At 71.1% G+C, this 13,932-nt stretch carries 11 protein-coding genes; 4 read left to right on the top strand and 7 right to left on the bottom strand.

The annotated features are described in order from the left end of the window. Positions 1-105: 105 nt before the first annotated feature. The gene (locus tag ACWF79_RS32560) at positions 106-780 is read right to left on the bottom strand and encodes a Crp/Fnr family transcriptional regulator (protein WP_015034542.1); all 675 of its coding nucleotides are present in this window, start codon (positions 778-780) and stop codon (positions 106-108) included. A gap of 228 nt (positions 781-1,008) precedes the next feature. Here ACWF79_RS32560 and nth point away from each other — a divergent pair, with 228 nt between their 5' ends. The 3 genes from nth to ACWF79_RS32545 all read left to right on the top strand — a co-directional run bounded on the left by nth (position 1,009) and on the right by ACWF79_RS32545 (position 4,124). Then, complete coding sequence (gene nth / locus ACWF79_RS32555) at positions 1,009-1,971, top strand: endonuclease III (RefSeq protein ID WP_453731786.1); 963 nt, start codon at positions 1,009-1,011, stop codon at positions 1,969-1,971. 118 nt (positions 1,972-2,089) lie between these two features. Then, a complete protein-coding gene (locus tag ACWF79_RS32550) occupies positions 2,090-2,851 on the top strand; it encodes an NUDIX hydrolase (RefSeq protein ID WP_453731789.1) in 762 nt (253 codons plus the stop codon). Positions 2,852-2,924: 73 nt separating this feature from the next. After that, on the top strand, positions 2,925-4,124 hold the full coding sequence (locus ACWF79_RS32545; RefSeq protein ID WP_453731785.1) for a MarP family serine protease: 1,200 nt from the start codon (positions 2,925-2,927) through the stop codon (positions 4,122-4,124). Positions 4,125-4,227: 103 nt separating this feature from the next. On the opposite strand, the gene ACWF79_RS32540 is transcribed toward ACWF79_RS32545, so the two are convergent. The 6 genes from ACWF79_RS32540 to ACWF79_RS32515 all read right to left on the bottom strand — a co-directional run bounded on the left by ACWF79_RS32540 (position 4,228) and on the right by ACWF79_RS32515 (position 12,334). Beyond that, positions 4,228-4,416 (bottom strand): hypothetical protein, encoded by a 189-nt coding sequence (locus ACWF79_RS32540; RefSeq protein WP_453731784.1) that lies wholly within the window; start codon positions 4,414-4,416, stop codon positions 4,228-4,230. Between the two features lie 110 nt (positions 4,417-4,526). Then, entirely contained in the window at positions 4,527-5,468 is a 942-nt protein-coding gene (locus ACWF79_RS32535; protein ID WP_453731783.1) for an alpha/beta fold hydrolase, read from the bottom strand. Then, a complete protein-coding gene (locus ACWF79_RS32530; protein ID WP_453731782.1) occupies positions 5,465-5,962 on the bottom strand; it encodes a phage holin family protein in 498 nt (165 codons plus the stop codon). The genes ACWF79_RS32535 and ACWF79_RS32530 overlap by 4 nt, the downstream gene beginning before the upstream one ends. Before the next feature lie 37 nt (positions 5,963-5,999). Further along, positions 6,000-7,397 (bottom strand): Na+/H+ antiporter NhaA, encoded by a 1,398-nt coding sequence (nhaA, locus tag ACWF79_RS32525; protein ID WP_453731781.1) that lies wholly within the window; start codon positions 7,395-7,397, stop codon positions 6,000-6,002. A 229-nt stretch (positions 7,398-7,626) separates the two neighbouring features. Continuing rightward, positions 7,627-9,582, bottom strand: a complete 1,956-nt coding sequence (gene acs, locus ACWF79_RS32520) for an acetate--CoA ligase (protein WP_453731780.1) — start codon at positions 9,580-9,582, stop codon at positions 7,627-7,629. Positions 9,583-9,778: 196 nt separating this feature from the next. Then, positions 9,779-12,334 (bottom strand): bifunctional SulP family inorganic anion transporter/carbonic anhydrase, encoded by a 2,556-nt coding sequence (locus ACWF79_RS32515; RefSeq protein WP_453731779.1) that lies wholly within the window; start codon positions 12,332-12,334, stop codon positions 9,779-9,781. Positions 12,335-12,629: 295 nt separating this feature from the next. Between ACWF79_RS32515 and ACWF79_RS32510 the strand changes: the two genes are divergently transcribed. Further along, entirely contained in the window at positions 12,630-13,916 is a 1,287-nt protein-coding gene (locus ACWF79_RS32510; protein ID WP_453731778.1) for a hypothetical protein, read from the top strand. Positions 13,917-13,932: the final 16 nt, after the last annotated feature.

The raw sequence follows: 13,932 nt of genomic DNA, 5'->3' as shown, positions 1-13,932 counted from the left end.
GCGAGGAAGGCGCGCTACGCGGACGGCGCGCTACGAGGAAGGCGCGCTACGCGGAAGGCCGCCCGGTCCATGACCGGGCGGCCTTCCTCGTACGTACCGAACTGCCTACCGCGAGCGCTTCGCGAGCCGCTCCACGTCCAGCAGGATCACGGCGCGGGCCTCCAGGCGGAGCCAGCCGCGCTGGGCGAAGTCCGCCAGGGCCTTGTTGACCGTCTCGCGGGAGGCGCCGACCAGCTGGGCCAGCTCCTCCTGGGTGAGGTCGTGGACGACGTGGATGCCCTCCTCGGACTGCACGCCGAAGCGGCGCGACAGGTCGAGGAGCGCGCGGGCGACACGGCCCGGCACGTCGGAGAAGACCAGGTCGGACATCTGGTCGTTGGTCTTGCGGAGCCGGCGGGCGACCGCGCGCAGCAGGGCGGTGGCCACCTCGGGGCGGGCGTTCAGCCAGGGCTGGAGGTCGCCGTGGCCCAGGCCCAGCAGCTTGACCTCGGTCAGCGCGGTCGCGGTGGCGGTGCGCGGGCCCGGGTCGAAGAGCGAGAGCTCACCGATGAGCTCGCCGGGGCCGAGGACGGCCAGCATGTTCTCGCGGCCGTCGGGCGAGGTGCGGTGGAGCTTCACCTTCCCCTCGGTGACCACGTACAGGCGGTCGCCGGGGTCTCCCTCGTGGAAGAGCGCGTCGCCACGGGCGAGCGTCGCTTCACTCATCGAGGCGCGCAGCTCCGCGGCCTGCTCGTCATCGAGCGCCGCGAAGAGCGGGGCGCGCCGCAGAACGTCGTCCACGAGTTCTCTCCTATGTCGACCTGCTCAGGGGACCTTGATCCCATGATGCCGGACGCACAAAACAGTGCGATCAATCACAACAAGTTTGACGTACCGAACCGCCCGTCCGTACGCCAGGGCCCGATTGAGTCCTCATCGGCCGTGATCGGGGCGGATGTCAGTGGTGGCGCTTAGGCTGGCCGGGTGTCCAACTCGCCGGTGAGAGCGCAGGCCAAGGGGGCTGGAAGAGTGTCCGCCAAGGGTAATTCCGCTGTGGGCGAACAGGGTGCGCCGAAGCGTACAAATGCCGCGAAACGCACGGCGAAGGCCGCCCAGAAGCCCGCGGCGAAGGCAGGCAAGGCGGCGGGCGGGAAGGCCCCGGCCGCGAAGGCGGCCGCGAAGCCCGCCGTGAAGGCCGTGAAGCCCGCGAAACCGGAATCCCGGCTCGGGATGGTCCGCCGGGCCCGGAAGATCAACCGGGAGCTGGCCGAGGTCTATCCGTACGCCCACCCGGAGCTGGACTTCCGGAACCCCTTCGAGCTGCTCGTCGCGACGGTCCTCTCCGCCCAGACCACCGACCTGCGGGTCAACCAGACCACCCCCGCGCTCTTCGCCGCGTATCCGACGCCCGAGGACCTGGCCGCGGCCGTTCCGGAGGAGGTCGAGGAGCTGATCAGGCCCACCGGCTTCTTCCGCGCCAAGACCAAGTCGATCATGGGCCTCGCCACGGCCCTCAGGGACGACTTCGGCGGCGAGGTCCCCGGCCGCCTCGCCGACCTGGTCAAGCTGCCCGGCGTGGGCCGCAAGACGGCCTTCGTCGTGCTCGGGAACGCCTTCGGGGTGCCCGGGATCACCGTCGACACCCACTTCATGCGCCTCGCGCGCCGCTGGAAGTGGACCGAGAGTGACGACCCGGTCAAGATCGAGGCCGAGGTCGCGGAGATCTTCCCGAAGAGCGAGTGGACGATGCTCTCGCACCGGGTGATCTTCCACGGCCGCCGGATCTGCCACTCCCGTAAGCCCGCCTGCGGCGCCTGCCCGATCGCCCCGCTCTGCCCGGCGTACGGAGAGGGCGAGACGGACCCGGAGAAGGCGAAGAAGCTCCTGAAGTACGAGAAGGGCGGCTTCCCGGGCCAGCGCCTCAACCCGCCGCCGGACTACCCCGGCCGCCCGGCCGCCCCCGCCCCCGGCGTGGCACCGGGGGCCGAGTGAGCCCCGACCCGGGGGGAACGAACCCACGCACGGATCGCGTTGTGAAACACGGGGGTGCCTGCCTATGACACGCACGGAAGAAGAGACGGAAGCGGAGAACGGGCCGACGGCCGGCCGCATGGCGGCCGACGGGCTGACGAGCGACGGGCTGACGAGCGACGACCTGAGGGCCGGCCGCGTGTCGGCCGCCGGTGTGCCGCGCGGGGTCGGTACGGGCGGGCTGGTGCGGCGCGAGGGGCTGCCCGAGTGGCTCGGGCCCGTCGACCGGGCCGCACGGACCGTCGAGCCCGAGCAGCTCAGCCGCTTCCTGCCGCCCGCGAGCGGCGCCGGACGGCAGTCCGCCGTGCTCATCCTCTTCGGCGAGGGCGAGCGCGGCCCCGAGCTGCTGCTCATGGAGCGCTCCGGCTCGCTCCGCTCCCACGCCGGCCAGCCCTCCTTCCCCGGCGGCGCCCTGGACCCCGAGGACGGCGACCCGGCCGACGGAGGCCTGCTGCGGGCCGCCCTGCGCGAGGCCGAGGAGGAGACCGGCCTCGACCCCTCGGGCGTCCAGCTCTTCGGCGTGCTGCCCCAGCTCTACATCCCGGTCAGCGGCTTCGTCGTCACCCCCGTCCTCGGCTGGTGGCGGACCCCGACGCCGGTCGGGGTCGTCGATCCCGCCGAGACCGCCCGGGTCTTCACCGTGCCCGTGGCGGATCTCACGGATCCCGCCAACCGCGCGACCGCCGTCCACCCCAGCGGCCACCACGGCCCGGCGTTCCTCGTCGCATCCGCTCTGGTCTGGGGTTTTACCGCCGGAGTGATCGACCGGCTGCTGCACTACGCCGGCTGGGAGCAGCCATGGGACCGGGCCAAGCAGGTCCCGCTCGACTGGCGCTCATGACAGGCTGATCAGGCCGACCCGTGGCGAGGGCCGGTCTGCGGTGACCGAAGACGAATCTGCGAGGCTATTGACGGTGAACGTGCTGGACATCCTGTTGCTGCTCGCCGCCGTGTGGTTCGCGATCATCGGTTACCGCCAGGGCTTCGTGGTCGGCATCCTGTCGGTCATCGGCTTCCTCGGCGGCGGTCTCGTCGCCGTCCTGCTGCTCCCGATCATCTGGGACCAGCTGACGGACAACGCCGAGGTCTCGACCACGGCGACCGTCGTCTTCGTCGTCGTCGTGATCGTCTGCGCCTCCGTCGGCCAGGCCTTCACCACCCACCTCGGGAACAAGCTGCGCCGCCACATCACCTGGTCACCGGCGCGCGCCCTGGACGCCACCGGCGGCGCGCTGGTCAACGTGGTCGCCATGCTGCTCGTGGCCTGGCTGCTCGGCTCCGCCCTCGCCGGCACCTCGATGCCCACGCTGGGCAAGGAGGTGCGCAACTCGAAGGTGCTGCTCGGGGTGGAGCAGGTGATGCCCGATCAGGCGTCCACCTGGTTCACGAACTTCACCTCGACCCTCGCCCAGAACGGCTTCCCGCAGGTCTTCAGCCCGTTCGCCAACGAGCCCATCACCGAGGTCCGGCCGCCGGACCCGGCGCTCGCCGGCAGCCCGGTCGCCGCCCAGGCGAAGCGGGCCATCGTCAAGGTCGTCGGTACGGCCCCGAGTTGCGGCAAGGTCCTCGAAGGCACCGGCTTCGTCTTCGACGAGCGCCGCGTCATGACCAACGCCCATGTGGTCGGCGGCGTGGACGAGCCCACGGTCCAGATAGGCGGCGAGGGCAAGCTGTACGACGCCAAGGTCGTCCTCTACGACTGGCAGCGCGACATCGCGGTGCTGGACGTGCCGGACCTGGACGTCAAGCCGCTCCAGTTCACCGACCAGGACGCCCGCAGCGGCGACAGCGCCATCGTCGCGGGCTTCCCCGAGAACGGCTCGTACGACGTCCGCTCGGCGCGTGTCCGGGGCCGTATCAACGCCCAGGGCCCGGACATCTACCACCGCGGCGAGGTGCGCAGGGACGTGTACTCCCTGTACGCGACGGTCCGTCAGGGCAACTCCGGCGGACCGCTGCTCACCGCGGACGGCAAGGTGTCCGGCGTGATCTTCGCCCGCTCCCTCGACGACAAGAACACCGGCTACGCCCTGACCGTCGACGAGATCCGTGAGGACATCGCCCAGGGCCGTGCGGCGACCCAGCAGGTCGACAGTCAGGGGTGCGCGCTCTAGAGGCCGTGGCCCGGGCGCATGGCCGGGAGCTTCGGCCGGGTGCTGTGGCCGGGGGCTTCGGTCGGGTGCGTGGCCCGGGGGAGGGCGGGCGGTACGCCCGGGATCAGTCCCGGGTGTGCCTGAGCCGGGCCGAGACCCAGCGGGCACGGCGGCGCAGGATGTGCGGAATCCCGATGTCCTGCACGGGATGTGAGCGGCCTTGTTCCTGCGGGCCGCTCCTCTCGTGCGAGCCCGGCCTGGCGGCCGAGCGGCGGTTGCGTGCTGTGTCACCGTAGTCGTGCGTCCAGCCCATACCCCGACGTCTGCCCGGGGCCCAAGGTCGGTAACCGCCCCGGGGCCCGCCAATTGGAGTATGCGTCGGGCACATGGCCGGTCGTGGAACGGCCGTACGGTGGCGGGGTGTCAGCGGTCGGGCTCGGGGTCCTTGAGCCAGTTGATCAGCTCCGTGGAGAACGCCACCGGGTCCTCCTCGTGGGGGAAGTGCCCGAGACCGTCGAAGAGCCGCCAGCGGTACGGCGCCTCCACGTACTCCCCGGAACCTGCCGCGCTGCGCGTCCGCATCACCGGGTCCGTCGAGCCGTGCAGATGCAGCGTGGGCACCCGCACCGGGCGCTTCATGCGCCGGTTGAACTGGATGCCGTCGGGCCGCGCCATGGACCGCACCATCCACCGGTACGGCTCGATCGAGCAGTGCGCCGTCGACGGGATGCACATCGCCCGCCGGTACACCGCGAGCGCCTCCTCGTCCGGCAGGCCGGGGCCGGACCAGTCCTCGATCAGCCGGCCCACCAGGGCCGCCTCGTCCGCGACGAGCTGACGCTCCGGCAGCCACGGGCGCTGGAAGCCCCAGACGTACGATCCGGCGCGGGACTGCGAGACGTCCGAGAGCATCGCCGAGCGCCAGCGGCGCGGGTGCGGCATCGAGGAGACCGCGAGCCGGCGTACCAGCTTCGGCCGCATGACCGCCGCCGTCCAGGCGAGGTACCCTCCCAGGTCGTGGCCGACCAGCGCGGCGTCCGGCTCGCCGAGGGAGCGGATGACACCGGTGATGTCGAGCGCCAGGTTGGCGGGGTCGTAACCCCGGGGCGTACGGTCGCTGCCGCCGACCCCGCGCAGGTCCATGGCCACGGCCCGGAAGCCGGCGTCCGCGAGAGCGGGCAGCTGGTGGCGCCAGGTCCACCAGAACTGCGGGAAGCCGTGCAGCAGCAGGACGAGCGGCCCGTCGCCCATCTCGGCGATGTGGAAGCGTGCGCCGTTGGCGGCCACGTCACGGTGGGTCCAGGGGCCGTCGATCCGTACGGGACTGCCGACAGGACTTCCGCTGCTGCTTTCGGGGACGGTCATACGGACGAGCGTCCCACAGCCGCGGCCTTGTCCTGGACCGCGCCGGGCAGAGCCGCCCGTTCGGGGCGGGGGTGCGGCTTGGCGTTCTGCAGGACCGCGGCGGTCTGCTTGGCCGAGGCGATGGACTTCTCCGGCGGCTTGACCTTCTTGAACTTGGCGTAGGCGAGCAGCCCGAGCAGCCCCGCGAGCAGCACGTTCGCCGCGAAGGAGAGCAGGAAGCACCAGGCGAGGTTCCAGCCGCCCTCGCCGTTGTGGCCGCCCGTCCAGGCGTTGATGCCGTACGCGAGCGCGAAACTCAGCATCGGCAGCGAGAAGAGCAGCACCGTGGCGGCCGCCGCGCCGGCCGCGCCACCGATGGCGCCCCGCTTGACGTCCTGCCGGATCTCGGCCTTGGCCAGGGCGATCTCGTCGTGCACCAGCGCGGACATCTCGGCGGTCGCCGAGGCGACCAGCTGACCGAGGCTGCGCTCGGCTCCGTTGATCGGGTCGCTCATCGCTGCTCCCTCTTCTCTTCTACGGTCCGACCTCAGATCATGCCGGACTGTCGCCGTCATCGCGCGATGCCCCCGCCAGTTGGGCGCGCTCACGGTGTTCGGCGGCCTTCTTCTCGTAGATCGCGGCCATCCGGAGGTGGTAGTCCGGGTTGTCCTCCTCGTAGATGTCCGGGATGCCGTCCTGGTCCTCGTCGCGGTCCTCGTCCGCCATCAGAGCCTCGTATCGGCGGACGCGCATCTTGAGCAGGATCGTGGCGAGGATGGCGGCGGTGAGCGAGCCGATCAGGACGGCCGCCTTGACCTCCTCGGTCAGTGCCGCGTCGCCTTCGAAGGCCAGCTCGCCGATGAGGAGGGAGACGGTGAAGCCGATGCCGGCGAGGCAGGCGACGGCGAAGACGTCCGGCCAGGCCAGGTCGCTGTTGAGCTCCGCGCGGGTGAAGCGGGCGGCGAGCCAGGTGCCGCCGAAGATGCCGAGGGTCTTGCCGACGACGAGGCCGAGGATCACACCGAGGGTGACCGGGTTGTGGGAGATGTCGGCGATGGTCTTCCCCGTGATGCTGACACCGGCCGAGAACAGGGCGAACAGCGGCACGGCCAGACCGGCGGAGAAGGGCCGGACCAGGTGCTCGATGTGCTCGCCGGGGGAGTGGGCCTCCCCCTCGCGCCTGGTGCAGCGCAGCATCAGGCCCATGGCGACACCGGCGATGGTGGCGTGGATGCCGCTGTTGTACATCAGGCCCCAGATGACCAGCGCGAGCGGGACGTACACGTACCAGCCGCGGACGCCCTTGCGCAGCAGCAGCCAGAAGACGGCCAGGCCGGCGAAGGCGCCGCCGAGGGCGGGGAAGTTCAGGTCGTTCGTGAAGAAGATCGCGATGATCAGGATCGCGAAGAGGTCGTCGACGACGGCGAGCGTGAGCAGGAACGCGCGGAGCGCGGAGGGCAGCGAGGTGCCGATGACCGCGAGGACCGCGAGCGCGAAGGCGATGTCGGTGGCGGTGGGCACGGCCCAGCCGTCCATGGAACCGCCGCCGATGATGTTGGTCAGGGCGTAGACGAGGGCCGGGGCGGCCATGCCGCAGATCGCGGCGATGACCGGGAGGGCGGCGGCCTTGGGGTCGCGCAGCTCGCCCGCGACGAGCTCACGCTTGAGCTCGATGCCGGCCACGAAGAAGAAGATCGCGAGGAGGCCGTCGGCCGCCCAGTGCTGGATGGAGAGGTCAAGGCCCAGGGCGGCGGGCCCTATGTGGAAGTTCCGGACCGTCTCGTAGCTGTCGTTGAGGGGGGTGTTCGCCCAGACGAGCGCGGCGACGGCGGCCACGAGCAGGAGCACGCCACCGACGGTCTCGGCCCGCAGCGCGTCGGCCACGTACTGCCGCTCGGGCAGAGACAGACGGCCGAGGAGCTTACGGGCGGTGGGGGTGGGCGCGGGCACGGCGGGTGACCTCCGGTCGGGTAGGCAGCACAAAACACATGCCGACCAGACTTCCCGGCGCACCTAGGTGTTTCTGTCGCGTCTCTGACGCGATCTTTACCCTACCTAACGAGCGGGGGCTGTGTCCGGTGATCTTCACTTTAGGGACAAGACCCCACTCCGGCCCGTTATGGACGAAAAGGGCGCCCACTCCGGTGACCTGGAGTGGGCGCCCTGGAAGAGCGGGGTCTCAGTCCTCGCTGGACGCGCTCGGCAGCTTGGTCTGGATGAGGTCCATGACCGAGGAGTCCGTGAGCGTCGTCACATCGCCCAGCTCCCGGTTCTCCGCCACGTCCCGCAGCAGGCGGCGCATGATCTTGCCGGAACGGGTCTTCGGCAGCTCCGCCACCGGCAGGATCCGCTTCGGCTTCGCGATCGGGCCGAGCGTCGTGCCGACGTGGTTGCGCAGCTCGGTGACGAGGCTGTCGTCCTCGCTCGCCGTGCCGCGCAGGATCACGAAGGCGACGATCGCCTGGCCGGTCGTCTCGTCGGCCGCGCCGACGACCGCCGCCTCGGCGACGGACGGGTGCGAGACGAGCGCCGACTCGACCTCGGTGGTGGAGATGTTGTGCCCGGAGACGAGCATGACGTCGTCGACCCGGCCCAGCAGCCAGATGTCGCCGTCCTCGTCCTTCTTCGCGCCGTCGCCGGCGAAGTACTTGCCCTCGAAGCGCGACCAGTACGTGTCGAGGAACCGCTGGTCGTCGCCCCAGATCGTGCGGAGCATCGACGGCCACGGCTCGGTCAGGACCAGGTAGCCGCCGCCTCCGTTCGGGACCTCGTTGGCCTCGTCGTCGACGACGGTGGCGGAGATGCCGGGGAGCGGACGCTGGGCGGAGCCCGGCTTGGTCTCGGTGACGCCCGGCAGCGGCGAGATCATCATCGCGCCGGTCTCGGTCTGCCACCAGGTGTCCACGATCGGGGTCTTCCCGGCGCCGATGTGCTCGCGGTACCAGACCCAGGCCTCGGGGTTGATCGGCTCGCCGACCGAGCCGAGCACACGCAGGCTCGACAGGTCGAACTTCGCGGGGATGTCGTCGCCCCACTTCATGAACGTGCGGATCGCGGTGGGCGCCGTGTAGAGGATCGTGACGCCGTACTTCTGGACGATCTCCCAGAAGCGGCCCTGGTGCGGGGTGTCCGGCGTGCCCTCGTACATGACCTGCGTCGCGCCGTTGGCCAGCGGGCCGTACGTGATGTACGAGTGCCCGGTCACCCAGCCGATGTCGGCGGTGCACCAGTAGACGTCGGTCTCCGGCTTGAGGTCGAAGACGGCGTGGTGGGTGTAGGCCGCCTGGGTGAGGTAGCCGCCGGAGGTGTGCAGGATGCCCTTGGGCTTACCCGTCGTACCGGAGGTGTAGAGGATGAAGAGCGGGTGCTCCGCCTCGAACGCCTCGGGGGTGTGCTCGGCGGACTGGCGGGCGACGACGTCGTCCCACCACACGTCCCGGCCCTCGGTCCAGGCCACGTCCTGGCCGGTGCGGCGGACGACCAGGACCTTGCCCACCTTGTCCGTCCGCGTGAGGGCCTCGTCGACGGCGGGCTTGAGGGCGCTGGGCTTGCCGCGGCGGTAGCCACCGTCGGCGGTGATCACCAGCTTGGCGTCGGCGTCCTCGACACGGGTGGCGATGGCGTCGGCCGAGAAACCGCCGAAGACCACGGAGTGCGCGGCGCCGATGCGGGCACAGGCCAGCATCGAGACGACGGCCTCGGGGATCATCGGGAGGTAGATGGCGACCCGGTCGCCCTTGGTGACGCCCAGCTCGGTCAGGGCGTTGGCGGCCCGGGAGACCTCGTCCTTGAGCTCGGCGTAGGTGATGGCGCGGCTGTCGCCGGGCTCGCCCTCGAAGTGGATGGCGACCCGGTCGCCGTTGCCGGCCTCGACATGGCGGTCCACGCAGTTGTACGCCACGTTGAGCGCGCCGTCGGCGAACCACTTGGCGAACGGCGGGTTCGACCAGTCGAGGGTCTCGGTCGGCTCGGTGGCCCAGGTGAGGCGCTTCGCCTGCTCGGCCCAGAAGCCAAGCCTGTCCGCCGCGGCCTGCTCGTAGGCCTCCGCCGTCACGTTGGCGTGCGCGGCCAGCTCGGCGGGCGGCGCGAACCGCCGCTCCTCCTTGAGCAGGTTGGCCAGGCTTTCGTTGCTCACGACATCTCCCTTTCCCAGGGCGTCCTATGTGCCTATGTGTCCCGCGCCATAGCTCATCAGTCGGAGAGCCGGGTGACAAGAGTCTCCAGGCAATTGGTTTAGACCTGTGAGATGACGAGGGTGCGCGGTGGCCCCTCCGTCCCGAGCGGAGGGACGAAGGGGCCACCCAGTCTCACGGACGCGAGGGCGGGAAGGTTCAGGACGCGCGGACCTCCGTCCGATCCTCGATCATGGACGGCGCGATCCGGTCGTCGGTCCCGTCCTTGCTCCGGGCCTCGACGAAGGACGGCGTACTGCGGTCGTCGGACGGCCCGGAGGACTCGGACGGCTCGGGCGGCCGGGAGGGCTCGGACGGCCCGGAGGACTCGGACGGCTCGGGCGGCCGGGAGGGCTCGGACGGCCCCGAGGACTCGGACGGCCGGGAGGGCTCGGAGGACTCGGACGGCCCGGAGGACTCGGACGGCGCGACCCGGTCGAAGACGTCCTCGTAGCGGTGCTGTTCGTCCGGCCCGGCCAGCAGGTACGCCTGGGCCTCGCCCACGTGGAAGTACATCCCGTGGAGCGTCAGGGTGCCCTCGGCGAGCCGCCGCGCCACCGACTCGTACGCCCGCAGGTGCTCCAACTGCTGGACCACGTTGGTCAGACAGAGCTGTTCCACCGCGTCGGCCGGCAACCGCCCCGAGATCCGCGCCCAGGCGTGTCTGCGGCTGGCCATCCGCTCCAGGCTCGGCATCCCGTGGCGCAGCCAGCGCCGCAGCGGGGTCTGCGGAGTGTCCGGCGTGCTGTTCATGAGGGCCTGCATCGCGCCGCAGCCGGAGTGTCCGCAGATGGTGATCGACTGGACCCGCAGCACCTCCACCGCGTACTCGATCGCCGCCGCCACCGAGTCGTCGCCGCTCTCCTCGCCGGGCAGCGGGACGAGATTGCCCACGTTCCGTACGGTGAACAGGTCGCCCGGGCCGCTGGAGGTGATCATGCTCGTGACCAGGCGGGAGTCGGCGCAGGTGAGGAAGAGCTGCGAGGGACGCTGGCCCTCGCGGGCGAGCCGCGCCAGCTCGTCGCGCACCAGCGGGGCGGTGTTGCGCTGGAACTTGCCGATACCGCTCGCCAGTTGGTGACCGGTCGCGCGGCGCCGCTCGTCGGTGGCGTGGTGGTGGCCGCCGCAGTGGTTGCGCCAGGGTGTCCACGGGCGGCAACAGGCGTGGGACGTCGTGTCGGGTTCGGCGATTCGCGCGCCGGACGGGCCGGTCATCTCGACCGCGCCGCCGTGCCGTACATGGGTCGCCTGCCAGTCGTGCAGGGTCTCGTACGCCGCGTGGTCCATGAAGGACCCGTCCAGTTCGACGACCACCCGGGCCCCTTGGGGTAGTTGGTGAAGGGCCCGGCTCAGTCGGGGGACGGCGAGGAAGGTCAACTGCCCGCGGACGCGCACCAGGTGGCTGCCGTCCCGCTCCTCGCGGGTGATGCGGGTCTTGGTGAGACGGTGCATGGCGACGCCGGTGGCCACCGCGATGCCGAGCGCGACCCCTTCGAGGATGCCGACGAGGACGACTCCGCTGAGCGTCACCGCGTAGACGAGGACCTCGCGGTGCCGGGTGACGCTACGGATGTGGGTGATGCTCACCATCTGGACGCCGACCACCATGACGAGCGCGGCGAGCGCGGGCAGCGGGATCAGATCGAGGACGGGGACGAGGAAGAGCGCGGCCAGCACGATCCACAGGCCGTGCAGCATCGTGGAGTTACGGCTCACGGCACCGGCGGAGACGTTGGCGACGCTGCGCACCGCGACTCCGGCGACCGGGAGCCCGCCGAGGGCGCCGGAGACGACGTTCGCCGCTCCCTGGCCGGCCAGTTCGCGGTCGAGCCGGGAGCGGGGCACGCCGTGGCCGTGGTCCGGGCGGGCGGCCACCAGCTTGTCCACGGCGACGGCGGAGAGCAGCGACTGGACGCTGGTCACCAGCGTGATGGTGAGCACGCCCGCCGCGATGCCGAGGACGGGGCCCTCCGGGAGGCCGGGCAGCGCGTGACTGCTCCAGGAGGGCAGGTCGACGCGCGGGACCGCGAGCCCGGCGAGCGTGGCGGCCGCCGTCGCCACGGCCACGGCGGCGAGGGCCGCCGGGACCTTGCGCAGCAGCCGTCCCGTACGGCCGGGCAGGCGCGGCCACAGCAGGAGCAGGCCGACGGTGAGGGCGCTGATGACCAGGGCGGCCGGGTGGACGTCGGCCAACTGGGCGGGCAGTCCGAGGACGTTGTCCACGGCGGAGCTCTGGGGCGTGCCGCCGAGCACGATGTGGAGCTGCGCGAGGGCGATGGTCACACCGATGCCGGCGAGCATGCCGTGCACGATCGCGGGGGAGACCGCGAGTGCGGAGCGGGCCACCCGCAGGGCGGAGAGCCCTAGTTGGGCGAGCCCGGCGAGGACGGTGATGGCGCAGGTGGTGCGCCAGCCGTAGCGCTGGATCAGTTCGGCGGTGACCACCGTGAGGCCTGCGGCGGGGCCGCTGACCTGGAGCGGCGACCCGCCGAACCGGCCGGCGACGATGCCGCCGACGGCGGCGGCCACCAGGCCGGCCTGGAGCGGGGCTCCGGTCGCGAGCGCGATGCCGAGGGAGAGCGGCAGCGCGATCAGGAAGACGGCGATCGAGGCGGACACGTCGGCGCCCGCGATGCGGAAGCGGCGCCCGGGGCCGCCGGGCGGGCTGTGCGGTCGTTGGTCGGGGGTGCGGCGAAGGGGTGTGCAGAGAGTCATGTGTTCCCGTCTTCTCCGGGGCAGCGCGGTCGCGGCTCGTCGGGACGAACGTGGGGGTCGCGGCCGTGGGTCACGGCGTGCAGTGGCGGGATGACCGGGCGATTCTCAACGCTCGGTAAATGGATCGTAATGGAGAGTAAAGACTGCGGCATTATTTTCGGGGCAAACAGGGCAATGATTCACCGGTTGGAGTGACAGCCGGTCGCCATGCCGCTTGTCGTTTCATCTTTCCGGTGTCCGTGGTGCGACGTTGACGCCGCTCGCACGTCGTACGGAACCGAGGAGAGGTGGGCGGATGTCAGCCGCCGGGAGAAGGACCACTGTCCGCAGGAGGGCACTCGGCGCCGGTGCCCTCGTCGTAGCCCTGTTGACCGGCCTGGCCGGTTGCTCGGACCCGTCGGGGACGGCCACGCCCAAGGGCGCCCCAGGGGCGAAGGAACCCGCCGGGGCCCCGCCGAACACGGTGCGCCTGATCGGCGACGGCTCCACCGCCTACACCGGCGCACAGCCGCGCCAGCCCGTCTGGCAGAAGCTGAAGCCGGGCCAGCAGCCGCCGCAGTTCGTGGTGTTCTCCTGGGACGGCGCGGGCGAGGACAGCCAGAAGCTCTTCTCCCACTTCCGCGAGGTGGGCAAGAAGTACGACGCGACCATGACCTACTTCCTCAGCGGCGTGTACCTGTTGCCCGAGGACAAGCGCACGCTCTACGACCCGCCGGGCCACGCCGCCGGCAGCTCGGACATCGGCTTCAACGACGCCGAGGGCATCCGTGCCACCGTCCGCGAGCTCCGCGGCGCCTGGCAGGAGGGCAACGAGATCGGCACGCACTTCAACGGTCACTTCTGCGGGCCGGGGAGGGGCGTCGGCACCTGGTCGGTCGAGGACTGGAAGAGCGAGATCAAGCAGGCCAAGTCCTTCGTGAAGAACTGGAAGTCGAACTCCGGCCTGGCCGGCGAGCAGCCGCTGCCGTTCGACTACGACAAGGAGCTGGTCGGCGCGCGCACGCCGTGCCTGGAGGGCCGCGAGAACTTCGTGAAGGCCGCCTCCCAGCTGGGCTTCCGCTACGACACCAGCGGCGTCAACGACCAGATCTGGCCGAAGAAGGACCACGGCCTGTGGGATCTGTCGATGCACCTGGTGCCGATGCCCGGCCGGGCGTTCCAGACGCTGTCGATGGACTACAACTTCATGGTCAACCAGTCGGGTACCAGGACCCAGGGCGACCCGTCCCAGCACGCGTACTGGGGCAACCAGATGCGGGACGGCCTGGTGCAGGCCTTCAACCGCTCGTACCACGGCAACCGGGCGCCGGTGATCATCGGCAACCACTTCGAGTCCTGGAACGGCGGCACGTACATGCGCGCCATCGAGGAGACCATCGCCACGGTGTGCGTGCAGAAGGACGTGAAGTGCGTGTCCTTCCGGCAGCTCGCGGACTGGCTCGACGCCCAGGACCCGGCGGTGATCGCGAAGATGCGGACCCTGAAGGTCGGCGAGGCCCCGAAGGGCGGCTGGGCGACCTTCCTGGCGCCCCAGCCGCCGGCCCCGTCGACGCCTGCTCTCCGGAAGCCCGAACAGCACTGACGCGCGGGGCTCGTCG

The organism is Streptomyces sp. NPDC054975, from assembly GCF_053609105.1.
This window is presented reverse-complemented; position numbering and strand designations above follow the sequence as displayed.